Annotated in this window: 9 protein-coding genes; 5 read left to right on the top strand and 4 right to left on the bottom strand. The window is 69.0% G+C overall.

Annotated elements, in window-relative coordinates; all coding sequences use genetic code 11:
* Positions 1-28: 28 nt before the first annotated feature.
* From ABZ194_RS08145 to ABZ194_RS08160, 4 genes are all read right to left on the bottom strand, one after another.
* Complete coding sequence (locus ABZ194_RS08145) at positions 29-1,786, bottom strand: NAD(P)/FAD-dependent oxidoreductase (RefSeq protein WP_355593658.1); 1,758 nt, start codon at positions 1,784-1,786, stop codon at positions 29-31.
* Entirely contained in the window at positions 1,783-3,465 is a 1,683-nt protein-coding gene (locus ABZ194_RS08150; protein ID WP_355593660.1) for an NAD(P)/FAD-dependent oxidoreductase, read from the bottom strand. The genes ABZ194_RS08145 and ABZ194_RS08150 overlap by 4 nt, the downstream gene beginning before the upstream one ends.
* On the bottom strand, positions 3,455-12,874 hold the full coding sequence (locus tag ABZ194_RS08155) for an amino acid adenylation domain-containing protein (RefSeq protein WP_355593662.1): 9,420 nt from the start codon (positions 12,872-12,874) through the stop codon (positions 3,455-3,457). The genes ABZ194_RS08150 and ABZ194_RS08155 overlap by 11 nt, the downstream gene beginning before the upstream one ends.
* 92 nt (positions 12,875-12,966) lie before the next feature.
* A complete protein-coding gene (locus tag ABZ194_RS08160; protein WP_355593664.1) occupies positions 12,967-13,875 on the bottom strand; it encodes a sterol desaturase family protein in 909 nt (302 codons plus the stop codon).
* A 1,235-nt stretch (positions 13,876-15,110) separates the two neighbouring features.
* On the opposite strand from ABZ194_RS08160, the gene ABZ194_RS08165 reads away from it, so the two are divergent.
* The 5 genes from ABZ194_RS08165 (at position 15,111) to ABZ194_RS08185 (ending at position 20,979) form a co-directional block, all read left to right on the top strand.
* Entirely contained in the window at positions 15,111-15,362 is a 252-nt protein-coding gene (locus tag ABZ194_RS08165) for a hypothetical protein (RefSeq protein ID WP_355593666.1), read from the top strand.
* Positions 15,359-16,684, top strand: coding sequence for a hypothetical protein (locus tag ABZ194_RS08170; protein ID WP_355593668.1), 1,326 nt, complete (start codon positions 15,359-15,361; stop codon positions 16,682-16,684). The genes ABZ194_RS08165 and ABZ194_RS08170 overlap by 4 nt, the downstream gene beginning before the upstream one ends.
* A 414-nt stretch (positions 16,685-17,098) precedes the next feature.
* Entirely contained in the window at positions 17,099-17,803 is a 705-nt protein-coding gene (locus ABZ194_RS08175) for a hypothetical protein (RefSeq protein ID WP_355593670.1), read from the top strand.
* A 1-nt stretch (position 17,804) separates the two neighbouring features.
* Positions 17,805-18,620: an alpha/beta fold hydrolase gene (locus tag ABZ194_RS08180; RefSeq protein WP_355593672.1), complete on the top strand. Its 816-nt coding sequence runs from the start codon at positions 17,805-17,807 to the stop codon at positions 18,618-18,620.
* 16 nt (positions 18,621-18,636) lie between these two features.
* Positions 18,637-20,979 (top strand): hypothetical protein, encoded by a 2,343-nt coding sequence (locus tag ABZ194_RS08185; protein WP_355593674.1) that lies wholly within the window; start codon positions 18,637-18,639, stop codon positions 20,977-20,979.
* Positions 20,980-21,220 lie beyond the last annotated feature (241 nt).

Here is a 21,220-nt window from a genome sequence, read left to right on the forward strand (position 1 = left end):
GGTCAGCGGGCGGCCCGCTTCCCGGCGCTCACCTCCCGCCGCTCGTCGAGCCGACGGTCGACGGGAACTCCGCGTCGACGTCGAAGGAGGCGGGCCGTGTCCCCACGGGGATGACGACGTGCGTGGGCGGCGGTTCCGTCTCGTCGATGTGGGCGGTGAACTCCTTGCGGTCGTCACGGCAGACGAACTGCATGACGTGCCGGCCGGCGGCGGCGGCGCGGATCAGGCCGCCCGTCGTCGCCCACACCCCCGACATGTAGAAGTTCTCCAGTCCGGGCAGCCCGGGGCCGTGCTCCTTGACCAGTTCCTCCAGGGTCTCGCCGCTCTCCACGAACGGCTGCCAGCCGAGCACGGTCCCGTCGTGGTTGCCGGTGTAGCGGACCTGGGTGAGCGGGGTCGAGATGTCGCGTACCGCGATGGCGTCCTTTATGCCGGGGTAGCGCTGCTCCAGGAAGTTCAGCAGCGCGTTCCGCACCCGGTACTTGGCGGTGTAGTACTCGCGTCCGCGCCGCACCGGCAGGGTGTGCAGTTCCTCGCCCTTGTGGACCCGGCTGGCCTGTTCCGGGCCTTCGTTCAGGGCGCGCCAGGGGGCTATGTCGCAGAAGTAGGTGGCGTAGACGACGGTGGTGCCCTCCGGCGACAGCTCGGGGTAGTGCATGCTGCGGAACTGCACGTTGATGCTCGGGTGGCGGATGCCGAGCAGTTCGGCCGCCTCGGCGTCGTCGAGCAGGTGGGTGGTGCAGGGCTCCCCTTCGGGGAAGGGCCTCTTCAGGCCGAGGAACAGGATGAAGTAGCCCGGGAACACCATGCCAGGTTCCTTGATGGTCTGGGTGTAGAGGTTCCGGTACGTCTCGTTGAGGTAGCGGCCCTTGAGGAACCTCATCATCGTGGTGGGGCCGTCGCAGGCCGAGACCACGATGTCGGAGCGGAACTCGCTCCCGTCGCTGAGCCGTACGCCGACCGCGCGGTCGTTCTCGACCAGCACCTCCTCGACCTTGGCGTTGTAGGTCACCTCGCCGCCGAGCGAGGTGTAGCGCCGCTCGATGGACTTCGCCAGCCCGAGTGAGCCGCCCTCGGGCACCCCGGCCGACAGGTTCGCGTGCGAGGCCAGCTGGAAGTAGAACGGCAGCACCGGGAAGGCGGAGTGCTTCTCGTAGAGGATGAAGTTGAACGCCTCGCGCAGCAGCGGATCCTTGAACTTCGCCGAGTAGTCCGTCATCAGCACGGTGATCGACTTGCGGATGACGTTGAAGTAGGGGACGAAGGAGGCCATCATCCGCCAGCGCTCCAGCCGCCCCATCAGGCCGACCGGTTTGAGGAAGGGGTAGACGGCCAGGCACTTCCTGAACTTCCGCAGGCCGTCGCAGAAGTTCCTGATCAGCTTAGCGTCGGCGGGCGAGATGTCGAGCAGGTGCGCCTGGAGCCGATCCGGATCGGAGTAGAAGTAGACGGCGCGGCCGTCGCGGCCACGCACGATGTTGAACACGTCGAAGTGGCGCATCTGCTTGCCCTGGAGCGCGCCGAGTTCGAGCCAGATCTGGTGCATCTCGTTGCCGGGCCCGTTGCCGAGCAGCCAGCTGATGCAGCAGTCGAACATGAAGTCGCCTCGGTCCCAGGCCGTACAGCAGCCGCCCGGGATCTCGTGCATCTCGAAGATCCGGGTCTTGTACCCGTTCATCTGCGCGTAGCAGCCGGTGGACAGACCACCGAGGCCGGCACCGATGATGATCATCGTTTCTCTGTCCTGTTTCAACCGTGACATGTCCCTGGCCTCCTTGATGTTCATCCGGCGGTCCTCTGCCGCAGGGGCCGCTTGTCGAGCTGGGGCAGGTGGCCCAGCTTGCCGCGGTGCCAGGGTTCCCGGCCTGAGCTCTCCCACGCCTTGAACTCCAGGCCCAGTTCCTCGCAGAGGTACTGGGTGACGAAGCGGCCGGTTGACGCGGCACGGATCAGGCCGCCCATCCCGACCCACTGGCCGGCCATGGAGAAGCCACTCAGGCCGGGCAGCCGCATACGATCCTTGTTGATCAGCTTGGTCGCCAGATCGTCGGCGTCGGAGAACGCCTTCCAGGCGAGGATGCTGCCGTTGAAGTTGCCGGTGTAGCGTCTGGTCGTCGCCGGCGAGGCCACGTCGACCAGCTCGATGCGCGGGCCGATGCCCGGATATCGCCGCTCCAGGAAGCCTCGCACGAAGTCGGCGACCTTGCGCTTCTGCGCCCAGTACTCCTTGCGGTCGTCGCTCCGCAGCGTCTGCCAGTAGGTGAAGTCGCTGAAGTAGGTGCAGTGGATCACTGATTTTCCCGGTGGCGCGAAGCCGTCCGAATATCGTGAGCGCAGCTGCACCACCAGGCTGCTCTGCAGCGCGCCCGGCAGTTCGGCGCCCTCCCGCTCGGGCAGCAGGTAGGTCGTGCTGTGCGCGTCGTCGGGGTCGAGGTCGCCTTCGACGCCGACGAAGGCCGAGACCACGGCGGGGAACAGGATGCCCGGCCTGTTCAGCATGTCGTCGTAGAGCCTGTCGATTCTCGGGCTGGTGTACCGCCCGTCCAGCAGGCCGTAGATCGTGGTGTAGCCGTCACAGGCCGAGATGACGTGGTCGGCGTAGTACCGCGCCCCGCTCCGCAGCTCCACTCCGACCGCGCGGCCGTCCTCGATCAGGATCCTGTTGACGCGGGCGCGGTAGGTGATCACACCGCCCAGCGAGGTGTAGCGCTCCTCGATCGAGCGCGACAGTCCCAGTGATCCGCCCTGCGGGAAGCCCGCGTTGCCGTGGTAGGCGCCGGCCATGTTGAACAGGAACGGCAGCAGTGGGAAGTTCTCGGGGTCCTGGAAGAAGATGTTGCGGAACGCGTGGCGCAGCAGCGGGTCCTGGAACCTGTCGGCGAAGGTGTGCATCTGGGTCGCGGCGGTCCGCCAGAACAGGCGGAACGCCGGGAGAATCGTGCGCAGAGTGCGGAGTCTCTCGCGCACCGACTGCAGCGGCGGCGGTTTCAGGAACGGGTACAGGTTGATGTCGGCGAACCGCCGCAGGTCACGGCAGAACGACCGGATCAGCCGCGCGTCGGCCGGCGAGATCTCCAGCAGGTGCCGCTCCAGCCGGTCGGGGTCGTTGTAGAACGTCACCGACCGGCCGCTCTGGTCGACGACCTTGTTGAACATCTCGAAGTTCGTGATCGTTTTTCCGTCGAGCGCGCCGAGCTCGCGCCACACCTGGTTGGCGTCGTTGCCCGCGCCGGTGCCGATCAGCCATTCGATGCAGTAGTCGAAGATGTAGCCCTCACGCGACCAGGCCGTGCAGCAGCCTCCGGGCAGTACGTGCTTTTCGAAGATGCGGGTCTCCATGCCGCTCATCTGCGCGTAGCAGCCGGTGGACATGCCGCCGACGCCGGCGCCGATGACGATGACCCGGGGCTTACCTCCTGGAGCACGGTCGCGGTCGCTCCAGTCGGAACCGGTCTCACGCGACATGCGTCCTGCCTTCCGTCAGAATGCCGCGCGCCAGGCTGGCGTTGAGCGCGATGTACTCCTGGTCGAGCATTTCGGCGTGCGTGCCGAAGCCGCGCAGCACCGCGGTGTGCGTGGTCGAGCTGCCGTGCCAGGTGCCGCTCTCGTCCGCGGCGTAGAACGCGACCTTCTCCTCGTCGGAGATCACGCTGACCTGGGCGGTGATCACCCCGAGGTTCGGCGTGTGGCTGCAGAAGTGGATGTACTCCCTGGCCTGTTCGAGGGTCTCCTGGGCGACGACCTCCGAGCCGGTGTGCATGCGCAGGTGGTCGCCGAGCTCCCGTTCGAAGGCCCGGAAGTGCTCGCTGCCCAGCTCGAAGGCCTCGGAGATGCGGTAGGAGTCCATGATGACCACGTTCGGCACCTCGCGTCCCCGGCGCTCAAGCTCCTTGGCCACCTCGAACGCGAGGTTGCCGCCGAGTGAGTAGCCGAACAGGGCGCAGGGGCCTTCGGGCTGGATGGACTCGATCAGGTCGGCGTACCGGGCCACCTTGTCGTCGCCGGCCAGGTAGTTGAAGGCGACGAACCGGTACTCCGGCAGGTGGGCGGCGAACTGGCGGTAGACCAGGCCGTGGCCGCCGGCCGGCGGGAAGCAGAAGACCGTCTGCTCCCGGTCGGCGTTGAACCACAGGTAGGGCTGGGCACCGGCGATGTGGCCGGTGATGATGTGCTCCACCGTCTTGGCCATGCCGTGCAGGGTGGTGACCTTGAACAACCGGCTGACCGGGATGGTGATGTTGAACTCGGCCTGCAGGTTGTAGATCAGTTCGATCAGCTTGATCGAACTACCGCCGACCTCGAAGAAGTCGTGCCGCAGGCCGACCTGTTCCAGGTCGAGCAGCGACTCCCAGTGCTCGGCCATGCGCGTCTCGTAGAGCGTCACCGGCGCCTCGTACGCCTGCTCGTCCGCGTCGGCCCTCGGTGCCGGCAGCGCGGCCGGATCCACCTTGCCGTTGGAGGTCAGCGGCAGTTCGGGCAGTTCGACGAAGTACGACGGGATCATGAATGTGGGCAGGTATCCGGCGAGGTGCCGGCGGAGCTCGCGCCGGTCCAGGACCGCCCCGGCGGCCGGGACGCAGTAGGCGCAGAGCGCGGTGTCGCCGCGCGCGTCCGGCCGTACGGTGACCACCGCCTGCGCCAGCGCCGGCCAGGCCGCCAGCCGCGACTCGATCTCGCCGATCTCGATGCGGTGGCCGCGTACCTTGATCTGCGTGTCGACCCGTCCGAGCAGTTGCACACCGCCTTCGGCGTCCCAGCGGGCGAGGTCGCCGGTGCGGTACAGGCGCACCGGCTCGGCGCCGGGCTCGCGGCCGAGCGTCAGGGTGACGAAGCGCCGCGCGGTCTGTTCGGGATCGCCGGCGTAGCCGATCGCGACGCCGTCGCCGCCGACCCAGAGCTCGCCCGGCACGCCCGCCGGCACCGGCTCACGGTGCTCGTCGAGGATGTAGAGCGTGCTGTTGGGGAACGGGCGCCCGATCGGCACCATCTGGCTCGGCTCCAGCCCGTCGGCCGGGCCTTCGAAGTAGGTGCTGTCGATGGTCGCCTCGCTGAGCCCGTAGGAGTTGACCAGGCGGGTCCACGGGCCGCACAGGTCGTGCAGCCGGCGGTACTCCTCGACCTTCCAGGCGTCCGAGCCGACGATCAGCAGGCGCATGAAGTCCAGGCGCCCGCCCTCCCGCTCGCAGTGGCTCATCAGGCCGCGCACCACCGCGGGGACGAACTCACCGCAGTCAACCCGCTCCCTCAACATGGTCTCGTACAGCCGGGCGGTGTCGAAGAGCAGTTCCCGGGTGACCAGCACCAGGTTGCCGCCGGAGCAGAGCGCCCGGACCAGGTCACCGGTGAAGACGTCGAACGAGAAGCTCGCCATCTGCAGGTGCGTGTGGACGTCGTGGTCGAGGCGGTACTCCTCGCGCCAGGCGCTGTAGGCGGAGGCGAGGCTCCGGTGGCTGACCTGTACGGCCTTGGGCCGGCCGGTCGAGCCGGAGGTGTAGATGACGTAGGCGGGGGCGTCCATGTCGATCGCGACATCGACATCGACATCGACATCGGTGCCGGCCGCCGCCGGATCGGCGCCCCGGTGCGGGTCGGCGGCGGGGTGCAGGTCCTCCAGGGTCAGCACCTCGTCCAGCAGGCCGGCCAGCCGCTCCCGGTTGGCCCGGTCGACGACGACGAGCGCGGCCCCGGCGTCGCGCACCATGTAGGTCAGCCGGTCGGCCGGGTGGTCGGGGTCGAGCGGCAGGTAGGTGCCGCCGGCCTTGAGCACCGCCAGCAGGGTGACGATCAGCTCGGGTGACTTCTCCAGGCAGAGCGCCACCACCGCGCCGTCGCGGACGCCCAGCCCGCGGAGCCGGTGGGCCAGCCGACGGGAGCGGCTCTCGACCTCGGCGTAGGTCAGCCGCTCCGTCTCGCCCGTCTCCGACGGCATCGACACGGCGATCGTGTCGGGACGCCGGGCTGCGACCCCGCTGATCAGCCGGTGCACCGGCTCGTGGTAGCCGACGCGGCGCTCCGCCCCGCTCCACGTGCCGAGGATGTGCTCCCGCTCTGCGGAACCGAGCAGCTCCAGCCGGGTGATCGGCTGGGCCGGGGCCTCACGGGTGAGCGCGTCGAGCAGGTTGACGTAGCGCGACGCCAGCCACCGCATGGTCTCCGGCAGGAACAGGTCGGTGTTGTACTTGAACACGCAGTGGAAGCGCCGGTCGGCCTCGTCCTCGTAGGCCGAGAGCGTGAGGTCGAACTGTCCCTCCTCCTCGGGCAGCTCGATGTACTCCAGCCGGTAGCCGTACTTCTCGGTCGCGACCTTGTGGGCGAGCAGGATGAACATCGCCTGGAAGACCGCCGAGCGGCTCGGGTCGTGCTGCAGTCCCAGCTTCTCGACCAGCAGCACGAACGGGTACTCCTGGTTGTCCAGGCCGTTGAGCACGGTCGCGCGGACCTGCGCCAGCATCTCGGCGATCGACGGCTCCCCCGCCAGGTTCACGTGCAGCGGCAGCGGGTTGACGAAGTACCCGTAGACCGAGGCGAACTCCTTTTGGGTACGGCCAGTCACCGGGCTGCCGACGATGATGTCGTCCTGCCCGGAGTAGCGGTGCAGCAGGATGTAGTAGGCGCTCAGCAGCACCATGAAGACGGTCACGTTGTGCTCGCGCGCCAAGGTGTGGACGCGCGCGCTGAGCTCGGGGTCGAGCGTGAAGAACTCGGAGGCGCCGTTGTGGGTCTGCACGGCCGGCCGGGGCTTGTCGGTGGGCAGGTTGAGGACCGGCACCTCGTCCGGAAGGTGGCCCCGCCAGTAGTCGAGCATCCTCTCCGCGTCACGGCCGGCCAGGAACCGGTTCTGCCAGTTGAGGAAGTCGAGGTAGGTCGCGGATATCGGCGGCAGCTCCACCCTGTGGCCCTGGCGCAGCCCCTCGTAGATCGAGAGCAGTTCCTCGATGAAGGTGAACGTCGAGATCGCGTCGGAGATGATGTGGTGGACGGCCTTCATGATCACCCACCGGTCCCCGCCCCGCCTGAACAGGCGGAAGCGGATCAGCGGATCGCGTTCGAGATCGTAGGGTTTGCGGTACTCACGGATGATCATCTGGTAGATGTCATCCCACTCCATGTCCTCGACGTCGAAGAGGGCGATGTCATGCCTGGCCTCGGAGGAGATCTTCTGCGTCGCCTGCCCCTTCTCCAGCACGAAGTTGGCGCGCAGGCTGGGGTGACGCTCGATCAGGGCGCGGACGGCGTCGAACATGAGCTCGGGATCGAGCTCGACGCGCACCTCGACCGCACCGCCGATGTTGTAGGCGAACCCGTCGGGGTTGAGCTGCTTGAGGAACCAGAGCGCCTTCTGGTTCTGGGTCAGGGGGTACTTCTGCCCGTCGCCGAACACCTCGATCGCCGAGGCGTCGGCGCTCTCACCGGGGCCCGTCGCCACCAGGTCGGCCAGGCCGTCGTGCAGCTGCGTGATGAGCCCGCCGACCGGGGCGCTGCTCAGCAGGGCGACCACCGGCAGCGCGATCCTGAGCTCGGTGTGGACCCGGGCGCGCAGCTCCATCGCGAGCAGCGAGTCGAGGCCCAGCGTGTTGAGGCTGACCGCCGGGTCGACCTGTTCCGTCCGCACCCGCAGCACACCGGCGACGAGCGCGGTGAAACGCTCGGTCAGCAGCAGCAGGCGTTTCTCCTCGTCGGCGTCGCGGAACGCGTCGAGGAAGCTACTGGTCCCGGTGGGCGGGGGAGCACCACCGGCGGCGGCTGCCAGCTCGGCCACCAGCGGCGGCGGCGAGGCGTACCAGGCCAGGAAGATCTGCCAGTCGACGACCGTCGCGACCAGCAGCTGGGCCCGGTCCTGGCCGATGACACGCTCCAGCACGGCCATGCCGGCGTCCGGCGACAGCGAGCTCATCCCCCGGCTGTTGCGGTAGTGGTCGATCAGCCCGAGTTCCTCGATCATGCCCGTCGCCCACGGACCCCAGTCGATGCTCAGCGCCGGCAGGCCGCGGGCCCGGCGGTGGTGGGCCAGCGCGTCCAGGAAGGCGTTGCCGGCCGCGTAGTTGGTCTGGCCCGCGGTGGTGAGCAGCGAGGCGATCGAGGCGAACAGCACGAAGTGGTCGAGCGGCTCGTCGCTCAGATGGCGGTGGAGCAGGTAGGCGCCGATGACCTTGGGGTCGTGCACGGCGTCGAAGACCTGCCGGTCCATCTCCGGGAGGAGCGTGTCACGGACGTGACCCGCGAGGTGGAACACGCCGCGGATCGGCGGTGACTCGCTCCGCCGGTAGTCGGCCAGCCACGCGGTCAGGCTCGCCTCGTCGGTGATGTCGAGCGGCACCAGGACGGTCTGGGCTCCGAGCGCCTCCAGCTCCTTCAGGAAACGCACGTTGCGGCCGGCCGGGGTGCCGGGGTCGATCTCGCGCCACCGGTCGCGCTCGGGCATCCTGGTGCGGCCCACCAGGATCAGCCGGCGCGCGCCCCGTGTGACGAGCGTGCGGCAGAGCAGCCGGCCGAGCGCGCCGAACGCGCCGGTCACCAGATAGCCGCCGTCGGCGCGGAGCCTGAGCGGCAGCGGGCGGGTGAGGTCGGCGGCCGGCTTGAGCCGGCTGGTGTAGCGGCGGTCGCCGCGCAGCGCGATCTCGTCCTCGTCGCGGGCCGTCACCTCGCGCAGCAGCGCCTCGGCCTCGGCACGGCGCGCCGTGGCGTCGTCGCCCGAGGCGGGGTCGAGGTCGATCAGCTTGCCCCGGTTGGCGACCAGCTCCTGGTACCAGAGCACGCGGCCGATGCCCCAGGCCGGCGCTCCCAGCGGCTCGATCGGGTCACCGGCGGCCACCGCCTGCGTCCCGCGCGTGACGATGTGCAGCCTGCCGCCGTCCGGCCCGGCCGGCAGCGACTGGGCGAGCGCGATCAGCGAGTAGGCGCCGGCGCTGTTGTGCCGGTCGAACTCGTGCCGGGCCGTCGCGTCGATCGACGGCAGGTCGAGGTTCCACAGGTGCACGACGGTGCCGAACGGCGCGCCGCCGTCCTGGCCCAGCTCGGCGAGGAGGCGCTCAAGGTCGGCCGCGGAACCCGGCACGACCGTGGTCTCCCGATGTTCTCTCCGCATCCGGTAACCCCGGCCGGGACGGACCAGATGGCAGCGTCCGCCGCCCGCGGTGACCAGCGCCGCGAGCTCGTCGCCGACCCCCTGGGCGTCGGCGAGGATCAGCCAGCCGTGCGCGGCCGGATCGGCGGCGGCCGGATCACCGGTGGCGCCGTCCCGGTCCGTGTCGAGCGGCCGCTCGATCCAGGCCATGTCGGCCAGCCAGTTGTCGATCGTGCCCCGGCCGACCGTCGTCGACGCCTTCTCGATGTCGGCCGCGCGGAAACCGCCGATCCGGCCGAGCGGCGCGCCGCTCTCGGAGTAGACGGCGATGTCGCCGATCAGCTCGTCGCCGTCGCACCGCGAGACGGTCGCGTGCGCCCAGAGCGGCTGGTCGCCGACGGGGTCGACGCGCACCTCCTCGATCGAGAGCGGCAGACGGATGCCGGTGTCCGCCGGGTCCGCGCGCTTGGTGAGGATCTGCGGCGTCAGCAGGGACTGGAAGCAGGCGTCGAGCAGCACCGGATGGAAATGGTGGCCGGCGGCGTCGTCACCGAGCGTCTCGGTCGGGCGGATCCGGGCGAGCGCCTCGCCCGGGCCGATCCACACCTCCTGGATGCCCTGGAACGCCGGGCCGTAGTGGTAGCCCAGGGCCGCCAGCGCCGAGTAACAGCCGGCGCCGTCGAGGTGGCGTTCGCTCCGTTCCTGGATCGTTCCAATGTCAAGCGCCGAGACGGTCCGGCGGCGCTGCCCGGCGCGCACGACACCGCTCGCGTGCACGGTCCGCTCCTGGTCGCCCTCCTGCACCGTCGCGACGGTGAACGCGGCGCCCTCGGAGGAGAAGGAGAGCTGCACCGTGCCGGCCTCGCCGTCGGACAGGAACAGCGCCCTGCGCAGCTCGATGTCGGCCAGTGTCGCCTCGGTGCCGCCGGTCATGACCCGCACCGCCTGCGCCGCCATCTCCAGGTAGCCCGCCGCCGGGAACAGCACGCTGCCCTGGATACGGTGATCGTTCAGGTACGGCATCGTCTCGGCGTCGAGCTTCGCCTCCCAGGTGGGTTCGGCGGTGGCCATGCGACGGCCCAGCAGCGGATGGTCGAGCCGGCCGAGCCTGATCTGCTCGACGGCTCTGGGAGCCACCCAGTATCGGTCGCGTTTCCAGGGGTAGCGCGGCAGCGTCACCGGCCGCCCCGCGGGGTGCAGCGCGTCCCAGGCGATGTCGACGCCCAGGTTGTGCAGCGTGGCCAGTGACATGGTGAAGCGCGCCGCCTCGTCCTCCTGGCGGCGGATCGAGGGGATCGTCCGTCCCTCGGCGTTCACGGCGTCGAGGCACTCCTTGATCGAATGACCGAGCACGGGGTGCGGGCCGATCTCCAGGAACAGGCCGTAGCCGTCGCCGGCCAGGCGGTCGACCGCCGCGCGGAAGTGGACGCTGTCGCGGACGTTCTTCCACCAGTAGCCCGCGTCCAGCTCGTTGCCGTGCGCGACGCCCTCCTGTCCGGTCAGGTAGAGCGGCACCCGCGCGGCGCGCGGTTCCAGCCCGGCCAGTGAGGAGAGCAGCTCATCCTTGATCAGATCCATCCGGGCGCTGTGGTACGGCACCCGCACGGTGAGGAACTTCGCGAAGATCTGCTCGGCCTGCAGTTCGCCGGCGAGCTGGGCGAGCGCGTCCTCGTCCCCGGCCAGGGTGAGCGCGGTCGGGCTGTTCATCGCGGCCACCGACACGCGGTCGCCGTAGGGCCGCACGCGACGCACCGCCTCGGCCTCCGGCAGGCTCACCGCGAGCATGGTGCCGGTGCCGGCCAGCTTCTGCTGCAGGCGGCTGCGGTGCACGACCACCGTGACCGCGTCCTTGAGGGTGTAGACCCCGGCTTCGTGGAACGCCGCGACCTCGCCGGTGCTGTGCCCGACCACGGCGTCCGGGTGCACGCCGTACGAACGCCAGAGCGCCGACAGGCCGAGCTGCACGGCGAAGTTGGCCGGCTGCGCCAGCCAGGTCTCGCTCATCTTCGAGTCGGCCTCGTCGGCGTGGAGCTCCTCGATCAGCGACCAGCCGGTGAGCTCGCCGATCTCACGGTCACAGCGCTCGATCATCTCGCGGTAGACGGGTTCGCTCTCGAAGAGCCCTCTTCCCATCGCCCACCACTGCGGCCCCATACCGGTGAAGACCCAGACCAGGCGCCGCCGCCGTCCGTCGCGTTGCTGGTCGAGGAGCAGGTGCGGATGTGTCTCGCCCCTGAGGTACTCGGCGAGGCGTTCGTCCAGCGACTCTCGGGAGGAGTAGACGACCGACAGGCGTGACTCAAGGTGCTGGCGTCGGTGGGCGAGTGTGTGACCGAGGTCGGTCAGCGACACGGGGGAGCCACCGGCGCCGGCGAGCTCCTGCCGGATGCCCCTGACCAGTTCGGGGAGGGCCGCGGGATCGCGCGCGGTCAACGGCAGGATGTTGTAGCCCGGTTTCGCCGCCGCCGCTGGCCGGTCGCCGTTGTCGCGGACCGGCGCCTCCTCCAGCAGGACGTGCGCGTTGGTGCCGCCGAAGCCGAACGAGTTCACCCCGGCGCGCGCCGGCCCCTCGTGCTCGGGCCAGTCGGTCGGCCGGGTCGGGATCTCATACGGCAGCGACGCCAGGTCGATATCGGGGTTGATCTTTTCCAGGTTGATGTGGGGTGGGATCTTCCGGTGCTTGAGGCAGAGCGCGGTCTTGATCAACCCGGCGATGCCCGCGGCCGACTCGGTGTGCCCGATGTTCGTCTTGACCGAGCCGACGTAGCACTTGGCGCCGGGTCGCCGCCCGATGGCGAGCGCGCGGCCGAGCGCGTTGGCCTCGATCGGGTCGCCGACCGGCGTCGACGTGCCGTGCGCCTCCATGTACTGCAGGCCGCCGGGCTCGATGCCCGCCTCGGCGCAGACTCGCTCGATGAGGCTGACCTGGGCGTCCGGGTTCGGCACGGTGATGCCGTTGGTGCGGCCGTCCTGGTTGACCCCGCTGCCGACGATCACCGCGTGGATCGGGTCACCGTCGCGCAGGCTGTCCTCCAGGCGCTTGAGCGCGACCACGCCGACGCCCTCGGCGCGCACGTAGCCGTCGGCCGAGGCGTCGAACGTGCGCGACCGGCCCTCGGGGGACAGGAAGCCGCCCTTCGTCTCGGCGATGGTGTACTGCGGCGTCATGTGCAGCAGCGTGCCTCCGGCGAGCGCGAGACCGGTCTCACCACGGAGCAGGCTCTGACATGCCAGGTGCACGGCCACCAGTGACGAGCTGCACGCGGTGTCGATCGAGACGCTGGGACCGCGGAAGTCGAAACAGTACGAGATGCGGTTCGACACCATCGTCATCATGGTGCCGGTCGCGGTGTGCGCGGCCAGCGTCTCGAAGCTCAGGTCGGCGAACTGCACGATCTTGTAGTCCAGGGTGAACGCGCCGACGAACACGCCGACGTCACGCCCCGCCAGGGTCGCGGGCCGCTGCCCGCCGTCCTCCAGCGCCTCCCAGGCCACCTCCAGCAGTTTGCGCTGCTGCGGATCCATGTGCTCGGCCTCACGCGGGCTGATGCCGAAGAAGGCCGGATCGAACTCGTCGAAGCCGTCGATGTAACCACCTCGGCCACCGACCAGGCGTCCCGGTTTGGACTTGTCCCGGCTGCCGAGCGTCGTGACGTCATACCGGTCGGCCGGAGTCCGGGTGATGCAGTCCTTGCCGTCGATCAGGTTCCGCCAGAACGCCCGGTGGTCGGACGCGCCGCCGGGCAGCCGGCAGCCGATACCGATGATCGCTATTTTGTCACGGGAGGCGGTGTTGCTTAAGTCAGTCACCGTCGAATCCTTGAGTGGTCATGGCGCTGCGGCGCGAACATGGATGGCGATATGCGCTGTCTGGGTCGATCAGGCGGACGGCCCGTCGGCCTCTACGGGCGACGCCAGGGATGAAGAAGGCCGGCGACAACGGCGCCGGTCCTCGGAAATGACGTGGGGTCCTGCAGTCCGACCGCGGCCGGCTCGCGGCCGGGGTACCAGGTGAAGCTCCGGAACGTCAGGTCCCAGATCGACAGGTCGGAGCCGTAGTGGCCCGCTTCGGACAGGTCGGTGCTGTGATGCAGGCGATGTTGCTGGGGGCTCGCGAGAACGTAGTTGAGCCGGCCTATGCGGACATCGATGTTGGCGTGGACGAAATAGCCCTGCGCGATGGTGAAGAGGCCCACGGCGAACACGGACTCCTGCGAGAACCCGGCCACCGCCAGAGCCAGCTGCGCCACGCCCTTCCCGAGCGCGACGTCGAAGATGTGGTTGACGCCGTTGTTGGCCACGTTGACCTTCTCCGGCACGTGGTGCACGCCGTGCAGGCGCCACAGCCACCGGCTGGTGTGCCCGAACCGGTGCACCAGATAGCAGGCCAGCGAGCGCAGGAGCAGGGCCAGCGGAATCTCGGCCCAGAGCACGAGCACCGGATCGGGTGGCGACACCGCGCCGACGACGGCTATCACCGACAGCTGCGCCAGGCCGCCGCCGAGCAGGGTCAGCAGGAAGTAGACGCCGTACCAGCCCCATTCGTCGCGGCTGGGGTGCCAGCCGCGGTCATAGGGGATCAATCGTTCCAGGGCTGCCAGGTAGATGACCGTACCGATCAGGAAAAAGGCGCTGATCTGGCCGAAGTCCAAGTGGTACCGCAATGTCACCACGGTCGCCGAGACCACCGCCAGAAGCAGGATCGGATAGGCGGCACGGCACAGGACGGGACGGGACGGAAACGTCGGAGCAGCATCCATTCCTTGCCGCGGCCGCGGCGCATCGGAATCGATTTCGGGCGGAATATCCATGCCACGCATCCATCTAGGGAGATCTCAAGCAGGTGCACGCCTGCCAGGACAATCGTGGACGCGGCAACCGCGGCGGCGGCCGGCAGCAGACCGATGGCGACGCCCGGAACGAGCACACCATCACAGCACTCCCCCTCCCCCGCAGGTTGATCCGGCGCTACACCGAACGGACCGATAAAAGCAAGGAGAGCTTCCCCAGGCGCCCCCGATAAGATCGGCGGCAAATGGGCCCCGACGCATCCCTTGTAAGTGGAGTATTACATTATTTGACTATGCACAGCAAGGACCCGCTTCAGATTCTCACGATGTCCGGCATTCCGTTCAACGAAGATTCACTTGACAATGCGAAATCTCTGTACATACGAGGCACCTCGGACAGGCAATAAGAGCCCCGGAGCGGCGTCGGCGCATTCCCCCGCGACCGGCGCGGCCGTCAACAGGGATCGTCCGGCCGCCGCCGAACCGCGGCCCCGCCCGGAGGCGGGCGCGGCACAGGGGGCTCCTCAAGATCCTTCGCTCGAAGACCGCAGCTCACAGGAGAGGCCCGTCGACCTGCCGTCAGGCACACCGCCCAGAGGTGGGGGAACGAAGGACACATCGCTACAAGCACGAATACAAGCCGGTAGAACATTTGACAAGTAGAGAGATCGCAATCACTTCCCGATCTCACCGCTTTCGTAAATGTTTACAACTCAAATCGAAGGCTTACGGGCGCCAGAAAGCCCGTCCGCCCATCGGAGCCTGTGATCTATCACATATCGGGTCGACGAACCGGGAACCCCGGACGGCCCGGGAAGACGGCCTTAACCTCGATCTTGACAAGGTCGGAAATAGTTGCCAGAGGCACCGTATCGACCGGAAATCAGTGCGGGCGGCGCTTGCCGAACGTCTGTTGAAGGTTTGTTGAAGGCTTGTTGAAGCGATCCCGATATTTCGAGCGGCACACGCCGGGGGCACCGGCCCCCGGCCGAGAGCCTCCCCCGCGAGGCCGGCGGGACCACTCGGGGGATCCGGCGGCCGGTGAACGCGGTCAGGCCGGGACGGCGTCCACCCTCCGCCCTCCAGGTTGACTATAAATCGTATTTTATTCACACCTAAAAGGATCGACGCACCTCAGAGAACCATTGGCGCGTACGGCAGGCCCGATGTTCCGGGATTGACAAATGACATAGATCCAGAAGTATCACGAGATATATCGTTCCAATCGACTCAGTGGCCGAGACGCGGGACACATGATGCGCAGCGCACCAGACCGGACCTACCGGAACCACGGATACGCCCAGGCCGGCGAGACGGCGGCCGATCGGCGAGACGTTCTCGACCGGATCCGCGGAACCGGCATCCCGCCGGGCGCCGGTGACCCGTTCCGGCCCCCGGGAAAGGCCCGCGCCAGGCCGAACTCCCCCGCCCGGGAACCGGTACGGCGCGCCGAGCACCGCGGCTCCTCCCGGGAACAACGGCGTCACCCCTTCGGCGGGCGCCGATGAGCGACCCCTTCGAACGCCTGCTGGCCGTCCCCGGATCGGAGCTGGCACGCCGCCTGCGCGCCGGCCTTGAACTGGTCGAGGCCGCTCTCCGCGACGCGGCCCGCACCGCGCCGGCCGGCGATCCCGGCGCGGACGTCTACCCGGAGGTCCGCGACCACCTCCGCGGGCTCCTCGCCCCCGGTCGTCCGCAGGCGTGGCCCCCGGCCAGGGGGCCGTTCGCCGTTCCCCCCGCCCCCGCTGTCTCTCCCGTCTCCCTGGTTTCTCCCGTTTTTCAGGTTCCGCGCAGGCGCGCCGACGCCCCGGCGGGGGTCTCCCCCACCGGGGGCGGGACGGGCGGAGGGTTCTCCACGAGCCGCCCGGACGGCGAGGAGTTCTCCGCGAGCCGGCCCGGCGACGGGAGGTTCTCCGCGGACCGGCCCCGGGACGAGGGATTCTCCGCGGAAGGGCCCGGCGCCGTGAGCGGGCCGACGCGCCACGCGCGAGTTCCCCGGCTGGAGCTGGCCGAGGCGTTCAACGAGTCGCCGGAGGCGGCCGTGTGGACGGGCACCCACCGGAGCGAGGCGGGCGAACCCGGCGAGACCTGGCGCCGTTTCTGCCTGGACCTGCTGCGTCTGCCCGCCTCCGTCGCCCACCGCTGGCAGTCCGCGCTCTGCGCGTACGGCGGGGCCGGCGGCGACTGGATCGACCTGCCGGCCTCGGGAACGGAGGCGGTCCTGATCCCCCCCTGGCCCGCCGCCGGGGTGGCCGGGCTCAGGCTGCTGCGCGGAGCCCCACTGGACCCGGAGGTGACCGACGCCCTGGGAGACGCGCCGGGCGCGAGGGAACTCGGTACGCTCTGCACCCTGCTGCTGCGCCTCGCGGAGCTGGACGGCGAGCTCCTCTACTGGCGCGCTCTGGTGACCGACTCCACCCCGCGCCTCGCCGACCGTGAACCGCGGCGGCAGTTGCGGCTTTTCCTGCGGCGCCGGCTGCGGGAGTACGCCCGCGCCGGATCCGACGACGCCCGGCTCTTCCGCCTGATCGACGTGGACGAGGACCTCCGCTCGACCGTGCACCTGCCGATCCCGGCCTCCGACAGCTGGTGGCACGGGCTGTGGGACTCCTCGTGGCGGCTGCTCACCCGGGCCAGGGAGCGGGTGCCGGGCGCCTCCCTGCGGCGGATGGAGCTGACCGGGCTGCAGCTCGCCGAGGTCGGCAGGCTGACCAGGGACAACATCCGGGTGACCGGCGCGGGCGGGATCGTGCTGCACTGCCTGCGGGTGTACGTCAAGGTCAACGACGACCGGCGCCCCGGGCGGGTCGTCTACGGGGCGGGATCGTGACCGGCGGGCCCGCCCTCGCCGGACAGACCGGCCGCCGGATCGGCCGCCGGGGGCGGGCCCGCCGGACGGAAAAGGCCGGGCACCCGGGATTCTTACCACTGTTTTCCCGCGAATACCAGGCACGGTCACGGCCTATGGCATCCGGCATCTGTCCGCTCGATTCAGAAGAAGCACCTGACAGAAACCTAATTCTGCGGCAAAGTGGTCTCCAGGTATCGAGTATGGGGGTCGCACCCGAGAGGTGATGCGATGGCGTCTGGCAGCATTATCCGGTCCCTGGAAAAAGATCTTCTTCCTCGAAGCGCCGATCTTGTTGCCCGTAAGGCGGGGATTCTATGCCGTGGCGGCCTTCCGGGGTCCCGCGATTGCGACTGGTATCACGGCACGTGGCAATACCTTCGGATCCTTGACCTGGTGTCCTCCCCAACCTGGCGCGACGAGTTCTACAGATTCGCCATCGAACGAGTCCTGAAGCGAAGCCGGGAGCCGGCCAGAATCTTAATCTCGGGAGCCGCCGACTATTCAATGCCGCTCTATGTCGTCATGATCGCGGAGGCCGTCCCCCGCCTCGTCGAGATCACCGTGGTCGACCTCTGCCCCACCCCGCTCTTCTCCTGCGGATGGCTGTCCAAACGGCTGTCACACGACTTCCGGCTGGTCAGGGGTGACGTGCGGTCGGTCGATCTCGGCGGCCCCGCAAGGTTCGACCTTATTTGCACCGACGCTTTTCTCACTCGATTCGAAAAAGACGAGACGGCCGAAGTTCTCTCCGCCTGGGAGGATCTCCTCGACGACCACGGGCATGTCATCACGACGGCAAGGCTCGCCGAGATCGAATTGGGTGGGATGGGCCGCCAAATATACGCCGAAAAGCTCATAAACAGTGCCCACGAGCGGTGGCGGAAGACGCATGCCGGATCGGCATCGGCCTTTGCGGAGCTGAGCCGGAGATTGGACATCTATGCCAAACGGGTGATAAGCACCCCGCTCGGGCCCGCCCAAGATGTGGCCGACCTCCTGCGGACCACGTTCTCCATACGTCACCTGGAAGTCGCCGACGTCCCCGACCCACTACGCCCGACGCAGTACCTGCGCGTGGTCATGAGAAAGAGAGAATAGCGTGAACTTCACATTCCTTAACGAGGCCGTGCCCGGCGGGCGCCTGCACGGAATGGAGATCGGCGAGGGTGACGATCTCGCCGTTCACCTGCACGGCACCTGGGGCAATTTCTACGAGAATCCGTTCGTCGTCGCCCTCGCGGACACCTACACGGCCGCCGGATGGCGGTACGCCTCGGTGAACCTGCCCAGCCATGACGGCGGATCCATCGACGAGACCCTCGACGACTCCATCGAGGCGCTCCGGGCCTGGATCGACCGGCTGGGCAGGCCCGGATCGAGGGTGATCCTCCAGGGGCACAGCCTGGGGGCGCTGAAGGTGATCCGCGCCCTGCACGACAGAGCCCTGCGGGGCGCCCCCGTCACGGTCGCGGCGGCCGTGCTCCTGGCCCCGTTCGACATCGTGGCGTTCAACGGCGGTTCCACCCGGCTCGACGTGGAGAACAACCGGGCGGCCGTGCGCGACCTGGTGGTGTCCGAGACGGACACGCTCGTTCCGAAGATGATCTTCCCGCACTGGCCCCTGTCTGCGAGGACCTACCTTGACATCACCGAACCCGGCGGGAGGTGGGACGTTTTCCCCTCGCGGAACGGCGACGAGCACAGCCGGTGGGTCGCCGGATGCGGGGTCCGGACGTTCGTGGCCGTCGGCGGAGACGACTTCGCCGCGTTTCCCGACGCGATCCAGGTCGTCGACGGGCTCAAGGACCTCCCCGGCGTCTCGTCTCACGTGATCCCCGAGGCCCCGCACAACTTCGCCGGCCAGGAGGCCGAACTACAGGACCGGCTCGGCGGTTTCCTGGCCCGGCTAGCGTGAATCGAGTCCGTGGATCGTGTACGAGAAAGATGTCGTCGCCCTGCTGACGGCGGATGCCGACGCCGGAATCACGGCCGCCTCCAACCTGATCCATCACGAGCTCGGATCAGTCGAGGACGGCCGGCCGCTCCTGCCGTGGAAACTCACCGGCCGCGCGGGGGCGGACTCCGGCGACACCTTTCTTGAGCTGTCCATTCTCGGCTGGCCACGCATCGGGGCGGTAAGCCTCTCCGAGTTCAGGGCCGCCTACGGGAGAGGCCAGTCGCTGACCGGGCTCCTGCTCACGCGGACCCTGGAGGAGATCCTCGACGGCCTGCAGACCGAGGTACCGCCGGCCGAGGCCCTGGCCAGGTCGGCCGAGGCCATGCAGAACTCCCAGGCGCGGGTTCACGACTTCGACGAGCGCGTCCTCGTCGAGCCCCCCTCCATATCGAAGATCCGTACGCTGCTGAACCGGGGCGACTTCGCCGGTCTCGTCGGGGCGAGCGCCTCGGGGAAGACCGTGCTCGCGGACCTTCTGGCCAAGGAGTACGAGGGCAGGGGGGGCAGGACGGTCTGGCTGGACCTCGCGGACCCCGAGGCGACGCCGCTCGGCTGCGTCGTGACGGTGATGAGGGCGTCACGGCCCCAGCCGGACAGGGCACCGGCCACCAGAGCGCCGGCCCTGGTGATATGCGATGACATCCAGAGCAATCCGGCGGCCGGGGCGGCACTGCTGCGGCTGATGCACGCGACGACGTCCCCGGGGGCCAGGCATGTGCTCGCTCTGGGCTGGCTCGACGCCCGCGACCTCATCGAGAGGACCATGGGGGCCGGGCGGGTGCTGATCTGCGAGGGGCGCGACGTGTGCAAACGGATAGCCTCCGCCCCGGGGATCGAGGAGCCCGCCAGAAGAGAACTGCTGAGCCTCGCCCGGTCGAACGCCCTGATCGCGGAGACCGCGCTCTCGATGTTCTACGACTCCGGCCGCATGCCCCGGCCGTCCGAGGTCGCGGGCCGGATGTACGAGGTCCTCACCGGGGGAAAGCGGCTCCGGGAGACGGAGTTGAGGGTCCTGTGGCTGGTGGCCTGCCTGGCGTTGTTCGAGATCGACCTCAATCTGACCTACACCGATCACGTCACCCGGGACACCGTACGGAACCTGCTGCACGGAAGGGTGCTCCGTCAGCGTGGCGCGTACGTCTCCTTCGGCCACCGGACGTTCGCCCGGTTCGTCGTCCGGCACATCCGGGAGAACAGGCTGGTCGACGCCGCCTCCAGCGGAACCCCGGTCTCCCTGGCCGTCACCTATCTCCGTGCCGCCGGTGACCAGCAGATACAGATCACCCTGGACCGTCTGGACCTGCTCACCCTGGAGGCCAGAGAGGGCGTCAACGAGGGAGACGCGTTCCTCGCCGAGGCGTGGTCGAGCGTCCGCGTCCTGGCCCGGTACATAGCCCGCCAGGTCGAGGCGGACGCGAGCTGGGGCGACAACGTCGCGTCCGCGGTCTTCTCCTCCGAGGCCCTCGCCGAACTGGGCATGCTGGATGAGTGGCGGCAGGTCGCCGCCTACGTGCGGGGCCGGTGGACTCTCCCGGACGGAACCGATCTCCCCGAGCACACCCGGGGCCGGACCGCGGAGAGCGTCGACTTCGTGGAGATCATCAAGCGCATGCGCGTCGAGGACGCGGCCGGGGCCGGGGCCGGGGCCGGTTTCACCATGTCCGCCGAGGATGTCGACGCCGACCGGTTTCACCGGACCTGGGTGCTGGGGCTGCTGATGGGGTTCGAGGGGGCGGCGCTGGAGCCCGACGAGCGGCGGATAACCGCGCTGCGGAGGATGGTCGCGCGGTCGCAGCAGCCCGACGGCTCTTTCTATCCCTCCCGTGTGCCGTGGGTGACCGCCCGGATCTGCATCGGCCTGTGCCACATGGGAGAGACCCCGGCCACCAGTAACGTGCTGCGGCAGGCGGTGCGGTGGCTGCTGACCGAGTCGCCTCGCGGCCCCTATGTGGACGGCATGTGGCGAGGGGGGACCGGCGAGTGGAACACGGTGGTCAACACGACCGCGCTGGTGCTGCTGGCGCTGGCCACCGCGGGGGTGGAGCAGGACGAACGGGTCAGCAGGTCGGTGGCGTCGATCGTCGCCGTCCGCGGCGCCTGGACCGTTCCCGGGCAGGAGGTGGACTGCGCCCAGGCCCTGGAGGCGTCCCTGCTGCGCGACGAGGTGCTGAGCGGCATCCCCATGTCGATATCACCGGCGGAACGCCGTGCCCTGCTCCGCCAGGCCATCGACGCGAAGGGCGCCGGAATCCCCGTCGCCTGCACCGCGTCCCTCCTGCTGCTCACCGCCTCCGCGTTCTCCGTGCTGCTCTTCTGATCGACGTCCTCGTCCCACTCCCGCCGCCGCTCCGTGACCGTCGCGGAGCGGACAGGCCGGAGACGACGGCTGTGCCGTGAATTTCATAACGTCCGGCGAAGCGCCTGCACTCCGCCGCCTCCGGCGGATAACCTCGGCGAAACTCGACGTATCCGGAAATCAGGGGAAGCGACGTGACACGGTCGTGGGCAGAGCTTCCGAAAGGGCGCGTCATCCGCCTTTATGGCGCAAATGCGGACAC

It is taken from the genome of Streptosporangium sp. NPDC006007, assembly GCF_040614315.1.
GTDB lineage: Bacteria > Actinomycetota > Actinomycetes > Streptosporangiales > Streptosporangiaceae > Streptosporangium.